The organism is Vampirovibrio sp. (assembly GCF_041737375.1).
Taxonomy (GTDB): Bacteria; Cyanobacteriota; Vampirovibrionia; order Vampirovibrionales; family Vampirovibrionaceae; genus Vampirovibrio.
In genome coordinates this window covers 660,499-679,911 of sequence record NZ_JBGSRV010000010.1, presented here as the reverse complement: position 1 = coordinate 679,911, position 19,413 = coordinate 660,499, and the positions used below count along the sequence as shown (strand labels likewise).

Annotated in this window: 13 protein-coding genes; 3 read left to right on the top strand and 10 right to left on the bottom strand. The window is 51.4% G+C overall.

Annotation, left to right across the window (positions count from 1 at the left end; translation table 11 throughout):
* Positions 1 to 67: 67 nt before the first annotated feature.
* Positions 68 to 1,801, bottom strand: coding sequence for an ArnT family glycosyltransferase (locus tag ACEW81_RS08110; RefSeq protein ID WP_373532467.1), 1,734 nt, complete (start codon positions 1,799 to 1,801; stop codon positions 68 to 70).
* Positions 1,802 to 1,994: 193 nt separating this feature from the next.
* Between ACEW81_RS08110 and ACEW81_RS08105 the strand changes: the two genes are divergently transcribed.
* Complete coding sequence (locus ACEW81_RS08105; RefSeq protein WP_373532466.1) at positions 1,995 to 3,140, top strand: glycerate kinase; 1,146 nt, start codon at positions 1,995 to 1,997, stop codon at positions 3,138 to 3,140.
* Here the strand turns inward: ACEW81_RS08105 and ACEW81_RS08100 are convergent.
* The 8 genes from ACEW81_RS08100 to ACEW81_RS08065 all read right to left on the bottom strand — a co-directional run bounded on the left by ACEW81_RS08100 (position 3,070) and on the right by ACEW81_RS08065 (position 15,478).
* Entirely contained in the window at positions 3,070 to 4,677 is a 1,608-nt protein-coding gene (locus ACEW81_RS08100; protein WP_373532465.1) for a glycoside hydrolase family 3 N-terminal domain-containing protein, read from the bottom strand. The genes ACEW81_RS08105 and ACEW81_RS08100 overlap by 71 nt on opposite strands.
* 12 nt (positions 4,678 to 4,689) lie before the next feature.
* Positions 4,690 to 6,039: a tRNA uridine-5-carboxymethylaminomethyl(34) synthesis GTPase MnmE gene (gene mnmE / locus ACEW81_RS08095; protein ID WP_373532464.1), complete on the bottom strand. Its 1,350-nt coding sequence runs from the start codon at positions 6,037 to 6,039 to the stop codon at positions 4,690 to 4,692.
* A 140-nt stretch (positions 6,040 to 6,179) separates the two neighbouring features.
* The gene (mutS, locus tag ACEW81_RS08090) at positions 6,180 to 8,795 is read right to left on the bottom strand and encodes a DNA mismatch repair protein MutS (RefSeq protein WP_373532463.1); all 2,616 of its coding nucleotides are present in this window, start codon (positions 8,793 to 8,795) and stop codon (positions 6,180 to 6,182) included.
* A gap of 116 nt (positions 8,796 to 8,911) precedes the next feature.
* Positions 8,912 to 9,400, bottom strand: coding sequence for an OmpH/Skp family outer membrane protein (locus tag ACEW81_RS08085; protein ID WP_373532462.1), 489 nt, complete (start codon positions 9,398 to 9,400; stop codon positions 8,912 to 8,914).
* 127 nt (positions 9,401 to 9,527) lie between these two features.
* Complete coding sequence (locus tag ACEW81_RS08080) at positions 9,528 to 11,471, bottom strand: BamA/OMP85 family outer membrane protein (RefSeq protein ID WP_373532461.1); 1,944 nt, start codon at positions 11,469 to 11,471, stop codon at positions 9,528 to 9,530.
* Between the two features lie 255 nt (positions 11,472 to 11,726).
* Positions 11,727 to 12,758 carry a lysylphosphatidylglycerol synthase transmembrane domain-containing protein gene (locus tag ACEW81_RS08075; protein WP_373532460.1) on the bottom strand — a complete coding sequence of 344 codons (1,032 nt, stop codon included), beginning with the start codon at positions 12,756 to 12,758 and terminating at the stop codon, positions 11,727 to 11,729.
* On the bottom strand, positions 12,721 to 13,767 hold the full coding sequence (locus ACEW81_RS08070) for a glycosyltransferase family 2 protein (RefSeq protein ID WP_373532459.1): 1,047 nt from the start codon (positions 13,765 to 13,767) through the stop codon (positions 12,721 to 12,723). Before ACEW81_RS08070 ends, ACEW81_RS08075 begins: the two co-directional genes overlap by 38 nt.
* Before the next feature lie 22 nt (positions 13,768 to 13,789).
* Positions 13,790 to 15,478 (bottom strand): ArnT family glycosyltransferase, encoded by a 1,689-nt coding sequence (locus ACEW81_RS08065; RefSeq protein ID WP_373532458.1) that lies wholly within the window; start codon positions 15,476 to 15,478, stop codon positions 13,790 to 13,792.
* Positions 15,479 to 15,528: 50 nt separating this feature from the next.
* Between ACEW81_RS08065 and dapF the strand changes: the two genes are divergently transcribed.
* Both dapF and ACEW81_RS08055 read left to right on the top strand, forming a co-directional pair.
* Entirely contained in the window at positions 15,529 to 16,440 is a 912-nt protein-coding gene (dapF, locus tag ACEW81_RS08060) for a diaminopimelate epimerase (protein WP_373532457.1), read from the top strand.
* Between the two features lie 99 nt (positions 16,441 to 16,539).
* Complete coding sequence (locus ACEW81_RS08055; RefSeq protein ID WP_373532456.1) at positions 16,540 to 18,372, top strand: YncE family protein; 1,833 nt, start codon at positions 16,540 to 16,542, stop codon at positions 18,370 to 18,372.
* A 1-nt stretch (position 18,373) separates the two neighbouring features.
* Here ACEW81_RS08055 and ACEW81_RS08050 read toward each other — a convergent pair whose 3' ends face one another.
* On the bottom strand, positions 18,374 to 19,339 hold the full coding sequence (locus ACEW81_RS08050; protein ID WP_373532455.1) for a S66 peptidase family protein: 966 nt from the start codon (positions 19,337 to 19,339) through the stop codon (positions 18,374 to 18,376).
* Positions 19,340 to 19,413 lie beyond the last annotated feature (74 nt).

Genomic DNA, 19,413 nt, shown 5'->3' with positions numbered 1-19,413 from the left:
TGTTTATTTTTTATTATATCTTGTAATTATATTGTCGAACTTTGGGCGGAATACTTTATCAGTAAAATTACTGATCTTTTTCATGTAAAAGGAGGGGTTGGGAAAAATTTGGGGCAGGGACGTATTGATAGATGGAAATCAATCCGGCCTGGGTTTGAAAGACCCGTTCCAGACGTTTTGGGGCTGGGCTTGAAAACAAGGGGTTTAATTGCTTGGTACTGGGTACCGGGAACCAGTTGTTATATTGGTTTTTAAGCACCCGAACAGGGCTGTCCACAATATAGTGGGCGCCCTGATAATTTAAAACCTGGCCTGTGGCCTGCGTGTTTTGCTGTTGTAGTTGCTCTAGACAAATGCGATTGGGGTTTGGGCAGGCCTTTAGTAAGCGCTTTTGAGGCAGGAAAATAAAAAAATCAAAAACAGGGCGATGGGTGTGTAAGGCGTAAAAATAATTTTCATCCATATTTTTAATATAAATTCGGCTGTGGGCGGGGGTATGGGTTTTAATAAACTGGAATGCCTGTTGATATTCTGCCCACAAGTTGAGTTGAGGTTGAACCGTGAGTTCGTTGGGGGTGGCTTTCTGCAAGTAAGGGGCTAAATGTAGAGCGTTAAGCCCTAGCATGCCTACCAGCAGCGTGGGCAAGGCAAAAGCAACTGCTGTTTTAAAGCGGGGGCTGTCTGGCGCCATGGATACTAAAAAGCTTATTAGCAAAGGCATTAGCGGCATGATAAAGCGGGGATAAACGCTGTGGAAGCTCCAGAAGGGCAGGATGACCAGGTAAAAGGCCACATAAAGCCCTTCGGGTGAGTATTGCCTTTTTTGCAACTGCTGGTAAGCGTAGTGGCCTAGTCCCAGTGTGAGTAGCATGCTTAATGCCAAAATAATGCTTTCTGAAAACAGGGTGGGTTTACTGAGAAAAAAACGTTCCAGCAAGGGGAAAAACTGAACGGACAGGTTGCCCAATAGTTCGCTGGCACCCTTGCTGAGCAGTTCTATCAGCGTATATTCGTGGTTTAAATCCATGCGGAAGGATTGAAAGTAGGTTTCTTGAAAACTGCGCACCAGAAAGTCCCCTACCCCGTAGGTGGTGTCTTTTCGAGCGCCGGACCACTGTAGCCATGGCAAGCTGAGCGTGAAGCTGCCTACTGCGTAAAACAGGGCCTGCTTGCGTTGTCGGTTTATCCAAAGCCAAAGGCCAACCCCCGCCATTAGGGGCAGGGCCATGGTGCGGGTGTAAAAAGCCGCCACGCTTAGCCCAATGAGTATTCCGGTTTGAAAAAGGCTGAGGGGCTGGTTTTTTGCGTGGAATCGATGGCATAAAATCAGCGTGATCACGGTCAGCAGCATCCAAAGCGGCTCAGACATCAATTCGGTACTGACTTCCAAAAAGCGCCAGTTGGTGGCCACAATGGCCACCAGTAGCAAGCTTATCCCAGTGGAAAACCGCCGGATTTTTTGAAAATAATAGCCCCAAAGCCCTAGTGTGAGCGTGGAAAACAGAATATTGAGGCACTTGAACCACACCATATTTTGTGGAAAATGTGGATTGAAAAGCCAGCCCAGCGCCAATATCAGTGGATAAAGGGGTGGATATTTATAAAATAAAGGCGCGCCCACTACCCCGGAAAGTCGATACCCTTCCCCTGCCGCCAGCGCTTTGGCGGCCATCAGGTACATGCCGTCATCGTATAAAAAGCCAGCCACCTCCGGTTTCATGACATAGCAGGCCAGGCCGGCAAAACCGGCCAGCAGCATTATCCAGCCCCAAAGGGTTATTGTTGCGGGAGATAATTTCAAATCACATTACTTTCCAGCTCTTTGGGTTCCAGCGCTTTGGGACTGTATTGGAGGGGAACGCACTTTTTTGATAGGTTTGCTTCTTTTATTTTAGCAATTTTTAAGGGTTCAGCCTCGGTTCGCTGGGGGTAACGTATGGCATAATGGCGAATAAGTGGACGTTGCAGGTGCTTTGTGAGGAAAGAAAGTCGAGATGTTTAAACCCACCATTCTGGTTGCCCCGGCCTGCTTTAAAGGTTCATTATCGGCCTTGGAAGTGGCCACCGTAATGGCGGACTTTTTGAGAGACCAGTTGGGGGACACGGTGACGATTCTGCATTGCCCCATTGCCGATGGGGGCGATGACACCTTGTCGGTGCTGCAATCGGTATGGCCTGCCGCTGAGCGAATTACTGCCACTGTAACTGGCCCGGTGGCCGGGGTGCGGGTGAGCGCTGACTATTTATGGGTGCCCCATCAAAAAGCGGTGGTCATCGAGTCCGCTCAGGCGCACGGCTTGAAGTTGCTGGCGGGTCGTCTGTCGCCCATGGCGGCTACCTCTTACGGGGTGGGGGAATTGATTCAACACGCCTTGCAAACCTATCAGCCGGAAGAAGTGATTATCACGGTGGGCGGTAGTGCCTCTACCGATGGCGGGCTAGGGGCCTTGCAAGCCCTGGGGGTGCGCTTTGAAAACGCCTTGGGCCAAACGCTACAAGATCCCATTGCGGGCCAGAATTTACTGGAAATTCAGCGGGTGATTTTTCCTGAACAGCCGTTTTATACAGGACGCTGGGTGATTGCCACCGATGTGATCAATCCCTTGCTGGGTTCGCAGGGAGCGGCCGCTGTGTTTGCCCCTCAAAAAGGCGCAGATGCCCAGCAGTGTGAACAGTTGGCGCTTGGCTTGCAACAGGTCAGCCGCTTAATGGCCGCCGCTTGCGGGGCTGATTTAACCACGCTGCCCGGAGCCGGTGCGGCGGGCGGTTTGGCGTATGGGCTGCGTCACTTGCCCCGCTCGGGCATTATTGGAGGCAGTGCGTGGTTGGCGGATGCTTTGGGCCTGCCTCAAAAAATGGCCTTGGCCGATTTGATTTTAACCGGGGAAGGGCGCTTTGATCAGACGTCTTTAAGCGGCAAGGCGGTGGGAAATTTGCTAAGCTGGGCAGGCCAAAAGCCGGTGGTGGTGGTCTGCGGTCAAGTGGAAGCGGGGCTGGGTTTTCAGCCGCCGGTGCATGTGTTTCCGCTGGCGGAAGCTGCCCGCTCTGCCCGTGCTTCTATGAGTAATCCTAAGCTTGCCTTACAGGCTGGCTTGCGGCAACTTGGGCCTCTGCTGAAAACCCTGTTGCCATTAGCGTAGCCAGGGCCTGCATGGTGGCCGGGCGATAGCTGCACAGGCTAAGGTGCAAATCGGGTTCAGACAGACTTTGCCGATCGTAAGCCGTGCCAGCGGACGCCAGAATGATGGGCGTGGTTGGGTATTGCCGCCTCAGGACTTCGTATAAGTCTGCCTGGCTGGTGTAAATTAGCGGGTTAAAGCTCACAAACACAATCACTTCAGGCGCAACGCCTATTTTTTCCGAAATGGCAGCAGCTGAAAACGCCTGCTTGGGCGGATAGCTCAGGCTTTGCAGCATACTGAAGCCCGCCTGTTCAAACAGCAGGTTTAAAGCGGGGGAGGTGGGCGCATCAAAGGCGTAATTGCCCATGCTGTCTCGCTCCGGATGAATCAGCAAGCAGGGTGCCTGAGGCGCTAGGGGCAGTAAGTCGGCTTTTCCTGCCAGCTCGGTGATGCCCCGTTCAGCGGTTAGGGCTGCTTGTTGAGCGCATTGTTGGGAGGTCAAGGTAATGGTCTGTGCCGAAAAAGGCTTGAGGTAGCGTGACTTTAAAGCGGCAATTCGCTGGAGTGATTCCTCCAGTTGACTCATGGGCAGTTGGCCGCTTTCAAACGCATGAATGACCGCTTCGTACACATCCCATTCCGCTTCGGTGCTTTGCTTGTAAAGCAAAATATCCACCCCTGCTTTCAGGGAGGCCAAAGCGGCTTCTACGGGACTACGATGCTTGGTAATGGCGCCCATGCACATGTCATCTGTAATAATAACCCCCTGAAATCCACACTGCTGGCGCAGCAATCCCTGAAGAATGGCTGGGGAGGCGGAGGCGGGCAGTTTTTGCTCTTCCGCCGTGGTTTGCAAGGCCGGGTAATAGCCGTGGGCCACCAGCATGACCGGCAGGCCAGCCTCAACGGCCTGTTGAAATGGCCATAATTCTTCAGCAGTGAAGTGCAGGGTGGGTAAATCGAGGTGAGAGTCCACCGTTCCATTGCCGTGGCCCGGAAAGTGCTTGCCCACCGCAATGAGTCCCGCTTGTTGAAAGGCTTGTAGGGCTATTTTTGAAAAACGCCAAACGGTTTGGGCATCGTCTCCAAAGCTACGCACCCCGATAATGGGGTTATTGGGCTGAAAATTAACATCCAGCGTGGGGAAAAAATCCAGATTCAGCCCCACCGAAAGCAGATTTTGAGCCAGTTGCCGGTACATGGTTTCAGCCAGATCGTCTGGCTGGTTTGCCAGTGCCACCGCTCGGGGGGTTAATGCGGTGGGAAACAGGGTATGAGGCAGCCGTTCCACTTGTCCGCCTTCCTGATCAATGCCCAGTAGTGGGGCAGGCAGGTGAGCGGGGATGCGAGCGGTGAAGTCCGCCATTAACTGGGCCACCGCTAGCGGGGTTTGCTGGGGCAGGGTGTCAAAGTTATCCCGAAAAAAAATCAGCCCCCCCAAGCCTCGCTCTAAAAAGCGGTGGGTGATGGGGTTGGGAGATAAGCCTTCGTAACCCAGCATAAACAATTGGGCTACTTTTTCACTCAGCGTCAGGGTTTGGTAAGGGTGTTGCATGGGTGTGCCTGCCTACTTTCCCACGCAAAACTGCTGGAATACGCTGGTTAACACCTCTTCGGTGGTGTCTCGCCCCATCAATTCATCCAGCTTTCGCAGGGCCTCGGTCATAGGAAGCGTAACCACATCCAGCGGCAAGGTGGAGTGGATGGCCTGTCTGGCTTGATTCAGGCACTCTTCCACTTGTATGCAGCACTGAATTTGGCGCTGGTTGAGCGAAATGGTCAAGCCGGTTTCCTCATGCGAGAAAGAGCGGATTTTTTCTTGCAGGGCGGCATAAATTTCATCCATGCCCTCTCGGCTTTTCACCGAAAGGTAAATCCAGTTGGGGAACGTTTTTTGGCCTGCCCGCAGTAAATCTTTTTTATTGCCTACCACAATGGTATTGCTGGCTTCCAGCTTGCTTAAAATCTGCATATCGTAGCGCAACACGCCTACCGAGCAATCAATCAGATAAATCACAATCTGGGCTTCGGTGGCGGCTTTCCAACTGCGCTCAATGCCCATCATTTCAATACTGTGGTGGGTTTCCCGAATGCCTGCCGTGTCAATCAGGGTGATGGCGATTCCATCAATGTCCAGCACCTCAGTCACCACATCTCGGGTGGTTCCGGCCTGATCGGTCACAATGGAGCGATCGCTGGCCAGTAAGGCGTTAAACAACGAGGATTTTCCAGAGTTGGGCATGCCCAGCAAGGCCACTTTTAAGCCTTCTCGCACCATGCGGTTCCGTTGGGCGCTTTCTTTTAGCCGCGAAATGCCTTCCAGACACTCATCCAGTTTATTGGCCAAAATTTGGCGATCCGGCTCATCCACTTCTTCGGGGAAATCAATACTGGCTACAATCTGAGCCTGTAAGTCCAGCAAGCCGTGGCTCATGTCATCGATATACTTGCCCAGCGATCGGTTTTTCAAGTTGCCGGATGCCTGTGCAATCAACCGTTCACTGCGTGAAGAAATCAAATCCATCACCGATTCGGCCTGGGTTAAATCCATTTTGCCGTTGAGATAAGCCCGCATGGTGAACTCTCCGGGCATGGCGATGCGGGCGCCATTTTTAACGCAAAGGCCCAGAATTTTATGGCAAATCACATCGCCGCCGTGGCAATGAATTTCAATCACATCTTCGCCGGTGTAGCTGTTGGGGTCTTTAAAAGCCAGTAACAGCACTTCATCAATAATATCGCCATGATCGCTAATCCAGCCGTGATAAAACCGGCCATGCTGGAATTGAATGTTCTTGCGGGAAAACAGTTCGTAAGCGATGCTCCAGGCGTCTTTTCCGCTGATGCGGATGACAGCCACACTGCCCTGCCCACGGGCGGTGGCGATGGCTGCGATAGTGCTGTCGGTGCTGATCATGGGGGTCACTTTCTGCGTTGACTCAACGGCTTCAATCGGATGTTTAAAACTGGGGGCGTTCCACGCTGAAAACCAGTGCGCCTCATCCTCTTATACTCTCAGTGTAGCTTAATTGCGATATTTTCGGCAAACCGCAGTTCCTAAAACAAGCTGAGCTGTGGGGTTTCCACCTCGATTTCCCGTATCTGTCTGGTATTAACCATGGCCAGTTCTTTTTTCTGCATCTGGCTCAGCAGTGATTCTGCCTTATGAATGATTTCTCCCGGAATGCCAGCCATTTTAGCCACTTGAATGCCGTAGCTCTTCTGGGCGGCACCAGGCTCTACGGTATGAAGAAACTCAATGTCCCCATCTGCCTCAGTGACACAAACCCGGTAATTGGCAATGTTGGAATGGGTCTGCTCCAGGGTGTTTAACTCGTGGTAATGGGTGGCAAACAGGGTGCGGCAACCCATTTTGGTGGCCATATATTCCGAAACGGCCCACGCAATGGAAACACCATCGTAAGTGCTGGTGCCACGACCCACTTCATCCAGCAATACCAGCCCCCGGCGGGTGGCGCCATGTAAAATCTGGGCGGTTTCGTTCATTTCCACCATAAAAGTGGATTGCCCGCTGGAGAGGTCATCTACTGCCCCGACACGGGTATAAATGCCATCCACCAAGCCAATGCGGGCATAAGTGGCCGGAACAAAAGAACCCATTTGGGCCATCAGCACAATCAGGGCCACTTGTCGCATGTAAGTCGATTTTCCGGCCATGTTGGGACCTGTGATAATCATCATTTGCGGGATTTGATGCTCATCCGGGTTGGCGGACAGGGTAACGCTGTTGGGCACAAACCGCCCCAAGGGTAACATTTTTTCCACCACCGGATGGCGGCTTTGTTGCAAGTTAATTTCGTAGGATTCATCCACTTGCGGGCGCACATAACTTTGTTCAACGGCCACCGTGGCCAGCGATTGCAGCACATCCAGCACCGAAACCCGCTGGGCGCAATCGGCCACAATGTTGGCAAATGCCAGCAGTTTTTGCCGTAACTCGATAAACAGGTTGTATTCCAGTTCATACTGTCGGCTCTGGGCGTCTAATACCTGTCCCTCGTGGTTTTTCAGGATATCCGTGGTGTAACGCTCGGCGTTGGTCAGGGTTTGCTTGCGGTGGTAATCGGCAGGCACCGCACTGGCATTGGCTCGGGTTACTTCAATAAAGTAGCCAAACGCACTGTTAAAAGAGACTTTCAGGGTTTTAATGCCGGTAAGCTCTTTTTGCTCTGCCTCATATTGGGCAAGCCAGCTTTCGTGATTCCGCACCAAATCCCGCATTTGATCCAGTTCGGCGTGGAACCCCGTTTTGATAATGCCGCCTTCTTTCAGGCTTAAAGCCGGAGAATCATCAATGGCCTGATCAATCAGGGCCATCATCTTGAACAATTCGGGTGGAAACGCCTGCATGCGGCTTAAGTAAAAGGTTTCCAGCGGTTTGAGCAAGTTGGATAAATCCGGCAAACGGGCAATGGATTGCTTGAGGGCAATTAAATCCCGGGGCTGGGCGTTCAGGTTGGCCACTTTGGTGCTGAGGCGCTCAATGTCATAAATATCGGGCAGTAAATGCCGCACCGATTCACGGATACCGGGGTGATTTACCAACTCTTCCACCCCGTCCAGCCGGGACAGGATTTCAGGAAGATGAGTCAAGGGTTGGCTAATCCATTGCCGCAACAGGCGGGTTCCCATGCTGGTGCAGGTTCGGTTCAGCACCCATAGCAAACTGCCTTCGTGTTGCCCGTTTTTAACGGTGGCCAGCAACTCTAAGTTGCGTCGGGCGGTGGTGTTCATGGTTACGGTTTGTTGCAGGGCGTAGCTGCGAATGCCGTTAAATACCGGCAGGTTGTCCAGAAAATTCCGGCTGATGTAATAGCCAATGGTGCCTGCCGCTTGCAGGGCCAGGGGCAACGCTTCCAGCCCAAATCCATCCAGAGAGGCCACTTTGAACAAGTTTAACAGCACTTGTCGGGTGTCTGATACCTGAAACGCGCCTTCCGGCAAGGGGGTGCACTTATAATTAGCGGTAATTTCAGGGGGAACATCCGCTAAAAATTCATCCAGCTCGTGAATAGAGGCGGCCCTGCGCTTGCGGCCCTTCACCAGAATTTCTACGGGCCGAATGCGATCCAGTTCTGATAGCAATTCTAAAAAAGTCAGCTCCGTTACCCGAAACTCTCCGGTGGTGATGTCGCAATAGGCAAAACCGCACTGTTGGGGCGATTGAATGTGCAAAGCCGCCAAAAAGTTGTTTTCCTCGGGCCGTAACAAAGAGGGTTCGGTGATGGTGCCGCTGGAAAGCACCCGCACCACTTGGCGCTTTACCAGCCCTTTGGCCTGACTGGGGTCTTCCATTTGCTCGCAAACGGCCACTTTTAAATTTTGGGCCAGCAGCTTGGTTAAGTAGGTTTCCGCCGCCTTAACCGGAATGCCCGCCATGGGAATACGCCCCGCTTGTCCGGCGTCTCTGCCGGTGAGGGTGATTTCCAGCACTCGGGCTGTGATTAGGGCGTCCTCAAAAAAGGTTTCGTAAAAATCGCCCATGCGGTAAAACAAAATAATGCCCGGATATTGGGCTTTTACCGCCAAAAATTGACTGACCATGGGGGTGGCCCCTGCCGGATCGGCGGACATGGAATGCAGGGTATTGTAGTTGCCTTGCTTTGGGGGCAGTGGCTTTAGAGTTGTTTCGGCAGTATTGGACTCTCTCATTTCCTGATTTTAGCAAGATTCCACCCTAAAATCCGGGGAGGTTAAAGTCTGTAAACCCCTATCCACTAAAAAGCCGGACCCGAAAGCCCGACTTTTTAAGGATTTAATGAAATGATTTACTTGGCGGCAGGCGTTGTACCGGCGGCATTCAAGCGAGACAGCACATCATTGGTAATGTCGGTGCCGCCCACAAACACGGATTGCTTGGCGATAATAACAGACAGGTTTTTGCCACGAGCCACATCCTGAATGGTATTGGTCATAGCGTCTTCCAGACTTTTGGCTTTACTGGCCTGAGTGTCACGGTACTCGTTCACTTTGGCGGCCAGTTTGTCTTCCAGGCTTTTTTGCAGCTGATCCACGGCAACCGGGTTGTTGGGCTGCTTTGTTTTGGCTTCCCGAATTTGTTTAACGAACTCGGCTTGCATTTTTTCCAGATCCGCTTCCTTTGCCTTCATGTCATCGTTGAACATTTGGGCTTTGTTGTAGGAACGAACCAGTTTTTCGTAATCAATGGTGCCAATAGTATCAGCGGCTTGAGCTGCCCGCAGGCCACCCAGTCCCAATACCAGTACAGACAGTACAATGGTGAGGATACGCTTCATGAGATAGGGGACTCCTTAGGACAAACGTACTTGCAATTCTTTCGATTATTTCAGAAATCGCGATATTGAACAAGATGCCAAAGGCACAGTGTTGTTCCCATCTGATTTTTCAGGGTTGCCTGAGAGACTAGAATTTCTCGCCAACCCCAAAGTTCCAGGCCCGGTTGTATTTACCGCCGCCGGAGATGGGAATGGCGTAGTCAATCCGAATGGGGCCAACCCCTGGCATATTGACCCGAATGCCCAAACCGGTAGACATGCCGTTGCCGGAGCGGTTGAAGACGCTGTTAAAGTTGGATTGTCCCAACACGCTGCCCGCATCCACAAAGGAGGCCAGGCTCAGGGTGTTGAGGACTGGTACGTTCTTTAACTTGCCAAACATGGGCACTTTGGCTCGCAGTTCGGCTGTGCTAAGCAGGTAGCCATTGCCAATACCCAAGCCGCCTTCCTGGAAGCCCCGCACCGAGTAAGCGCCGCCCATACGGAACATATTGAATTCGGGAATATCGCCCAGCAAGGAGTTTCCACCCTGAGCGTTTAAAGCCAGGGTAATGCCTTCCCGGATTTTAATGTATTTACGCAGGTTGGCGCTGGCCAAGCCGTAGGAGTTGTTGCTTAACCCGTAAGCACCGGTTAAAGAGAAGGTGTTGAGCCAGCCTTGAGTAGGGTTGAAGCGGTTGTTTCGGGTATCAAAGGCGATGGTTGGCGATAAGGAAACGAAGGTACCGCCTTTCAGCTGCTCTTTACGATCTGCTGATGAAATACCAAATTCGGTTAAATCCGCGTTACTGGCAAAATCCCGAATGCTGACATTTTCGCCTCGCAGGCTTAGGCCCACCGAGGTGTTTTTGTAGTTCATCAATGGTGCGCCCCAGGCTAATTCTGAGCCAATTCGGCGCTCAATACCCAAGGGTACGTTAAAGCTGGAATAATCACGCCCGTAAAGGTTAGCGCTTAGTGAGTTTGGCGTGTTCATAAAGCTGGGATCGCTCCAGCCTACATCAAATTGATAGGTTCTGGCACTGGCTTGAGTACTGCGATCACGGCCAATAATACCGCTACCCACCGCAAAGACCGAGTTCACGTTTTGCCCACGGCCTAAAAAGTTGGGATCGGTATAGCCCACTGAGCCAAATAGGCCGGTGTTGGTATCCACACCGCCGCCCACCGAAATGGAGCCGGTTCGTTTTTCATCCACTTCCACGGTCAGGTTGTATTTATCCGGGTTATCCGGTGAGGCCGTAATGACACGACGGACATCGGAAAACGCCTGAGTTCCGAAAATGCGCTTTAAGTCATCGGCCAAAGCTTTCTCGTTGTAGACATCTCCCACCTTGGAGGTCATGAGGCGCTTGATGACAAAATCCTTGGTTTTGCGGTTGCCCACAAACTGAACTTTATCAATCACCCCTTCGTTAATTTTCAGGTTGATGACCCCGTCGGGATCATCCTCAATGTTGGAAACCCGAGCCAGCACATAGCCTTTGTCTGAGTACAGTTTTTCAACTTTCTCAATGCTTTCGTTCAGCTGGCCAATGTTTTGGGGCATGCCGGTCTGGCTGGCAAAAATGCTTTGTAGTTCGGTATCTTCAATAATGGTGTTGCCATCAATGTGAACACCGGTGACCGGGGCATTTTCCTGCACCACAATACGCAACACAATGCCTTCGCTGGTGGATACGGGGACCGCTTTAATTTTTTCGGTAAAGTAGCCCAGGTCGTAAATGCGACGTAAATCGTCTTTCAGGGTGGTTTTACTGTAGAGGCTACCGGGCCGGATAAGCATGGAGTCTTTGATACGGTCGGTCTGAACCAGCTTGTTGCCTTCAATGTTGATTTTGTTGATGGTCAGGCCTTGATCATATCTTTGGTTGCGAGCCGCACGGACTTGATCGGGGGCGAACTCGCTTAAAGGGGTGGGGGATGTCTCTTCTGTGGAGGTCACATCATCGGCGGGAGCCAGCGCATCTTGCGCCCAGGCTTGGCTTACGGCAGTGGAAACACTGATGGACAATGCCAATAGTGTAATCAGGAAAGGCGGCCGGGAAACGGGAAACAGTCGGCTTTTCAAAGCGTAAACCTCATCATTCTGGGTTGAAATGCGGTGGGTTCTCTAAAAGTTGGACAAAAACGAACAGGATATTCCTTTCTGATTACTAGGATTGTCCCATATTCAGAGCCATTAGGTAAAGATTATCTTAACAAAAGTGGCGCGTATTGAAATCATTTCATCCTGCAAGGATGCCATGGTTGAGTTTATAAAAAGCGCTGATAAAAATAAGTTGATCGGCTCGGTGCGTTTTAATCCAATGCGCTTTAATGAGTTTTAGTCCAGCAGGTCTGCTTTTTCTTGTGAGGTTGGGGTTTTATAATGCCCTTTGAGCAGCACCAGGCCACCAATCAGCGAGGTGCAGGTGGAAATAATCACCCAGTAAAAGGCAAAGGCCAAAGCGGTGTCTGGGGCCAGCCCAGCCTTGGTTAGCAGCAGCAGGTAGGTTCCTTCCCTTACTCCAAAGCCGTTAAAGGCAATGGGCAAAACACTTGCCAGGGAAACAACCCCATAAGTAACCGCCATGTAGGCAGGATCCACCGAAACATGCAGGGCATGGGCAATCAGCAAGTGCATGAGAATCATCATCAGGTGTACAAAAATGGAAATGGAAACGGATTTGAGCAATAACCCCACATTGGCCCAATACACTTTGGCCTGACCCAACAGCGCTAATTTGGGAAATTGAGTGAACAGTTTGTCCAAAGGCAAGGCCCAAAGCGCCAAATAGCCAGCCAGTAAAATACCAGACAGGCCAAACAGCAGCACTCGTAAATCAAAATAAAGGGTGTTCAGCAGTGGCAGTTGAATGGGTATGGTTAAATTGACCGAGGTCATCACCGGGGTGAGGCAAACCACGCTGGTAAGGAGCAAAAGCGCCACCAGTCCCACCCCACGCTCGGCCAGCAAGGTGAGTAGGGCTTCCCGCTTTCGCCGATTGGCGCTTTTGGCCAAATAAAACATGCGCAGCATATCGCCACCAATGGCCCCCGGTAAAAACAGGTTGAAAAACATGCCAATCAGGTAGTAGTCGTAAAATTCCCGCAGGGCCAGCTTAAAATCCAGCGCCGCGCTCAGGAATTTCCACCGGTAAGCGCTGATGAACTGCCCAATCAGGTAAACTACTATCCCCACCGGGATATACCAAAGGTTGGCCTTGGATAACTGAGCCAGGGTTTTTTCAAGGCCGGTGTATTGCAGCAAAAAGCCCAGCAGTACCACGCTAATCAGGATTTTTAAAATCAGTTTTGGGGAGAATGCCCGCTTTTGATCAGCGGATGGCTGGTTGGCCAAGGTGGGTAGGCTCATGCTGTGCGACTTCACGCTGAATGACTTCACGGACTTTATAAATGGGTTTATCCTGAGATTCAAAATAAGTACGAGCCTGAATTTCAGCCACCATCCCTGTACTAATCAGCTGAATGCCGGTGATAAACATCAGTACGCCAAGCAATAGCAGGGGGCGATCGCCAATATCGTGACCCAGTAGTAGTTTATCCACCACCAGATAGCTTAAAATTAAAGCCCCTGCAAAAAAGAAGGCAAATCCTGCCCGGCCAAACATATGTAGTGGGCGGGTTAAGAAGCGCTTTAAAAACAGTACCGTCAATAAGTCCAGTATCACTTTAAAGGTTCTGGATAGGCCGTATTTGCTGGTGCCAGCCACTCTGGGGCGGTGGTTGACCGGTACTTCCTTAATAATGGCGCCATCAATACTGGCCAATGCGGGGATAAAGCGGTGCATTTCCCCGTAAAGCGGTACTTCTTTGGCCACTTCCGCCCGGTAAACCTTCAGGGAGCAGCCGTAGTCGTGAATTTTCACGCCCGTAGAAGCCCCAATAATGCGGTTGGCAATCATAGAAGGCAGTTTGCGGGTCAGGGCTTTGTCTTGCCGGTGCTTACGCCATCCACAAACAATATCCAGGCCTTCGTTTTCCAGCATGTCCACAATTTCGGGCACCTGGGCCGGGTCATTCTGCAAATCCCCATCCAGGGTCACAAAATATTTACCCTGAGCGTAGCGAAAGCCAGCCGAGGTGGCTGCGGTCTGACCAAAATTTCGTTTAAGGCAAACCACACGCAGTTGCGGAAACTCATCGGACAGATGGCGCAAGGCTTCTACGGTGCCATCTTTGGAGCCATCATCAACCAGCACCATTTCAAAGGAGCGGTTGAGCTTGTAGCCAGTCTGTGCCACTTCCCGAATCAGGGCGTCTACGTTTTCCACTTCGTTGTACACCGGGATGATGAATGAAACATCAACCGGATAGGGTGTTTGGCTACTATAAAGGCTGGCGGAAGGTTGGCGTGCGTTCATGATGCGGTATCCTGTGCTGGGCTCAAGGCTTTTTGCGTACTGAAAGTAAACTATAAACAGCGTCTTTTTCAACAATGTTCAACTGGTAAGTCCGGGGAATCAGGGGGCGGAAGTTGTCCACATGCTGGTTTTTAGTGATGACGAAAGTTTGGGGACTTTTGTCTAATTCGGCCAGTATAGCGGTTTGTTGCTCTTCAACATAGCGGGGAACTCTACGCTGGCCATAAAAAGTGAGGCTGGTCCGCTGAATTTCGTAGAGCATTAGGGGTTGCCCATTGGTCTTTTTCAGAAATCCCATCATAACACTTTGGGCCGCTTTGCTGACGTTTGGCACAATGCCTTGCATGGCCACCGCAACCAGTACCATCATGGTAAGCGCTTGTGCTTTTAGGGCCTGTTCAGCCCGTTTTTGGTGAATCAGCCAAGTGGTACACAAGGCACCCAGCATTAAAACGGCCACCGCCATCAGGTTGTAGCTGTTGGCTTCAATGCCTGCGGCTTCACGGGGGAGTAGCTTATCCATGTTGGTTATAAAAACCGTGCCGCCCACCAAAATGCCAATCGGCAAAATCAAACTCGGAATGCGGAACCAGCCCGATGCCTTCAGGGTGGACCCCTTGTCCTCTGAAATAAACCGATGCCATGCGGTGGCCGTTAATAAGGCCAGCGCTGGAAAAAGCGGCAAAATATAAGTTAATAGCTTGGTACTGCCTAGACTGAAAAAAATAAAAATAAAAGCTATCCACAAAGCGCTATAAAGCGAAATGAGGTAGGGGAAATGGGAGTGGGCAATCCATGGGCGGTGATTGGTTCTGAAATCGTGCCAAAGCTGAGCGATGGCGGCGGGCAAATAAAGCGTCCAGGGCAAAAAGCCCACGATGAGCACCAAGGGATAAAAATAGGGCGGTTGTTGGTGTCCTGAAACCACATCGGAGAAGCGGGTGACGTTGTTCATGAATTGTGATTCGATAAAAATAGGGCCGTTTTCCAGGTAAATAGCCACATACCAAGGCCCGGCAATCAGTAGGGCAATCAACAGGGCCAAAGGCAACCAGCGGTTTAGCAGGCAGCGTTTGAATTGTGCGGTTACCAGTGTGTAAAGCGTAAAAATAGCGCCGGGTAAAATTAAAGCCACCGGGCCTTTGGTTAAAATACCCAAGCCCGCAACGGCCCCTGCTGCCAGCCACCATTTTAAATTTTTATGGGCCGCTAAAAACAGGCAAAGTGTGGTGCCGGTCATAAAACAGGCCAGCGTCATATCGGTAATGGACATGCGGGCGATGCCAATAAAAAGAATGCTGGTGGCCAATATAAGCGCGCTGTAAAGGCCGTATTGCCGGGAAATAAAATGGCCGCCAAAGGCATAAACCATACCTACAATGGCGCTGGCGCCCACCGCGCTGAAAAACCGGGCCGAGAACTCCGACAAGCCGAACCACTTATAGGCCAAGGCAATCAACCAGTAGAACAGCACGGGTTTTTCAAAGCGAACTTCATAGTTGAAATAGGGGGTGACCCAGTTGCCGCTTTCCAGCATTTCTCGTGCGGCTTCCGCATAACGAGGTTCATCCAGATCAAACAGCGGATAACTGCCCAGCTTTAAAAAAAACAAAATAAAACACACCGCAATCAGCAACAAGCTATCCAGAAGGATGGATTGGCGCTTTTGGGGCGTTGGTTGGGGTTGGGTTGCTTTAACGGAAGTGGTCATGGTGCTAGTATTGTATAACAGACTTTTATTGAGCCATGGGTTCTCCTCAAATGAGCGTAAAAATTCCATTTACCAAAATGCATGGGCTGGGCAACGATTTTGTGATGTTATCCGGCCCCGATGTGGCGGGTTTGGATTTGCACCCCGACCGCCAAAAAGAAACCCTGGAGAAATTAGCCGCTTTTTTATGTGATCGGCATTTCGGGGTGGGTGCGGATGGTTTGATTTTGCCGGTTCCGCCTTCAGACCCTACCCGCTTTGATGTTCGCTTTGTGTACCTGAACAGCGATGGCACCTGGGCTGAGATGTGTGGCAACGGCATTCGCTGTTTTGCCTTGTTTGTTCGTGATTTGGGCCTGATTAACCGGGATGCCTTTACCGTGGAAACACTGGCAGGACCAATTAGCCCTAAAATCAACGTCGATCGTAGCGTTACTGTGGATATGGGGCCTCCTGTTCTGGAGCCTGCGCAAATTCCTTTTGTGGCACCCGGCGCTCAGTTTCCGGTGCAGCGATTGGCTTTAGACGTGTTAGGGCAATCGGTCCCTGTTACTCCGGTGAGTATGGGCAACCCGCATTGTCTGGTTTTTCAGGATGAGTTGCCCCAAAAGCTGGATCCTGCTGTTTATGGCCCTGCTTTGGAAAAACATGCCGCTTTTCCTGCCAAAACCAATGTGGAATTTATTGAAACCTTGAGCCGCAATCATTTGAAAGTAACGGTTTGGGAGCGAGGTTGCGGGTTTACACTGGCCTGCGGAACAGGTGCCTGCGCCACGGCGGTGGGCGCTATTATGTTGGGTAAAGCCGATCAGGATGTTCAAGTGGCCCTGCCCGGTGGTGCTTTGCGGATTGAATGGGATGGAAATCCTCGGTCTTCCGTGTTGATGAGCGGCCCGGCTACTTATGCGTTCAAGGGCGAAATTGAACTTCCGGTTGAGTTATTGCCTAAAGTTCCGGCCTGAAAGACGTTTTGAACTTTTTTCAGGTTTGGGGCCGCAGTTGGAAAACTTTTTTCCCTTTTGCCGTCATTAAATTTAACGAGAATAAAGCGAAGAGTGATTATGATCGGACAGAGACTTTCTTTTTGGCATCGTGTGGTAATGGCCACCAGTTGTGCCTTGGGTTTTGCCGTTTCAGGCGGGTCGTTGGCCTGGGCCACAGAACTGCCCCCTGGTATTTTGAATTACCTGCGCCAGAAGGATACTCAGGTTAAGGTTCGCTTTGATGGGCTGGTGTTGTTCAGCAATGGGGAATCCTATGTACCGGTCATTCCTCAGGATCCTGATCTGGACCCCGACTCTCAGCGGGTGATTGCCACTATGCCGCAAAATGTGCCGTATCCCGAAATCATTCAGTTTGATAACAATTTTTTTCTGATGAAGCTGATTTTAACTTCTTCCGGGCGGCTTACCTTTCCTAAAATGGCGGAATATCCCATGCAACTGCGGGAAGGCTTATTGCCGCAGGATTTTGTGATGCCCAACAACTTGTTTATTCCGGTGGAGTTAAAAATTATTTTAGGCGCTTTGCCTTATAACCCTTCTTATGTACCCGCTAAAAATCCTTTAATCGTGCCTCCCTCGGTCACTTTGGCCAAACAGGGCGGGCAGGCTGCCCAATTGACGGTAACCAACCGGCTGACCTACGTTTTTGACCTCAATGACCAGAAGGTGCTTGCCATTGAACCGCTGACCGGCAAGGTGACTGGCGAAGTCCCCTTGGGTAGTGTGCCTGCCGGAATGAAGCTTTCGCCAGACGGAAGCTTGTTGTTTATTCCGTGCCTTTCCACCAATGAGCTGGTGGTGGTGGATACGGGGTCTAATTTGGTAAAAACCCGTGTGCCGGTGGGTGAGCGGCCAGATTCGGTGTTGTATGTGCCGGATCGCGAAGAGGTGGTTGTCAGCAACCGATATTCTCCGCTCTTGTCCGTGGTTGATGTTAAAACGCTGCAAAGTGGGGCCAATATTGCTTTGCCGGGAAATGGCGGGGCTATGGCCATGATTCCCGGTGAGTCCATTCTGTTGGTGGCCGATTCGGGGCAGTCCAAACTGTATCTGGTCAATTTGATCACCCGCACGGTTGAGAAAACCATTCCGGCCTTGCCTGATATTTCAGCCATTAAAGCGCTGAAAAATTCTGACGGGGCGCTGGAAATTTGGGTGGCCAGCCGCAGCAACGCTCAGGTTTCGGTGATGGACTTGCAAGGGACTGTTTTGAAAACCTTGCCTGTGGGCCAAAAGCCAGTGGATATGATTGTTTATGATAATCAGTTGTTTGTTCTTTCCGCTGGAGATGCCCGTTTCGATGTGATTAATCTGGGAAGCCGTACTACAAAACCTTTTATTCCACTAGTGGGTGAAAGTTTCCCTTCCAGCGTGGTGGCTGTGCCTTCTGAGCAGCGTGCTTATGTCGCTACGGCGGGTTCTACCGATTTTATTATTTTTAACCTGGCTTTAGGGCAAGTGGAACAAACGGTGCCGGTTAAATTTCGGGCAGGCATGATTGCCATGACCCCGGATGTCACTGTCCCGGAGCCGGTCATCCAGCTCACCCGTTCATCGGGTGCCGATAACGAGCTACCAGCCGTTCAGCCGACCTCAACAGCCAAGGATGCTGCGCTATCCCCGGATCATTTTGTGGGAGGAGCCTCCTCCTCGGGGCGATTGATCCGAAAGTTCAGCATTTTAAAACTGGGCCGTGGCACGGAAGGCGAGAAAAAATCGGCACCCCGGGGGCCAGACGGCAAGCCGCTTGCCATGCCACTGGGTATGCCTATAGAAGGTGCGTCGGAAGCAGGCGGCGCTTTGCCTTTACCCGTGAAGCCGGGTGCGCGTTTGAATCAGCAGGAGGTAGACCCTGCCGCCGCTGATTTGCCAGAGCCTGCCTCGCTTTAATTCAAACGCTTAGGAGCTCTTTTGGAAAGGAAACGGGTGATTCCAGAAGCGTGAGTATGCCTTGAGTGGCATCAAAGCGGGCTTGGCATCCAATGGGAAGGGTTGCGGTTTGTTCGCCGTGGCCTACCGAAAAGCCAAAACCCACGGGTACCTTTAAAAACGAGGTCAGTGCGTTTAAAAACGCCGGTAGCTCCTGTTCTGGCTCGGTTTCAATTTCAGAAAAATCAGCCAGCAACAAGCCTTGAATCTGATCAAAAAGCCCCGCCATTTTTAACTGCTGAAACTGGCGATCCAGGGTGTAGTACTTTTCGTGCCAGTCTTCAATAAACAATATATGGCCAGCGGTTTTGGGCTGGAACGGCGTGCCGCACAAAGCTGCTAGCAGAGAGAGATTGCCCCCGGTTAACCTGCCTTCGGCAATGCCGGGTTGAAAGCAATGATAAGCATCTCGGTTAGGGATATTAAACGGGATGGGAGCCTGACCCTGCACCAGCCGAAATAGTTCGGCCTGACTATAGGGTTCTCCATGCGCCAGATTGGAGGTGAGCATGGGGCCATAAAAGCCCACCAGTCCGGTGCGCTCGTAAATGGACAATAACAGGCTGGTAATGTCGCTAAACCCAATCAGTACCTTGGGGTTTTGGCCAATCTTTTCAAAATCCAGAGAGTCCAGCAAGCGCATGCAGCCGTAGCCGCCTCGGGCGCACAAAATGCCTTGCACGGTGGGGTCTTCAAAGGCGGCATGCAAATCGGCCAGCCGTTCGGCATCGGTGCCTGCCAAATACAGGTGTTTGTTTTTGGCGTGGGGCATTAGTTTCACCACAAAGCCCGCTGCTTCCAGCAAGGCCGCCCCTTGGGCAAAAGCATCGGGCTGGTTTGTAGGGGGGCAAGGGGTGGCCCCGGCGGGCGAAATAATGGCAATGGTGTCCCCCGGTTGCAGGGCCTTGGGTTGAACTGGCTGCATCATAAACTCCCTAAAACAATAAGGCCGAATCACACGATCCAGCCTTATTGTAGCTTATTTGCGCCAATGATTTAGCG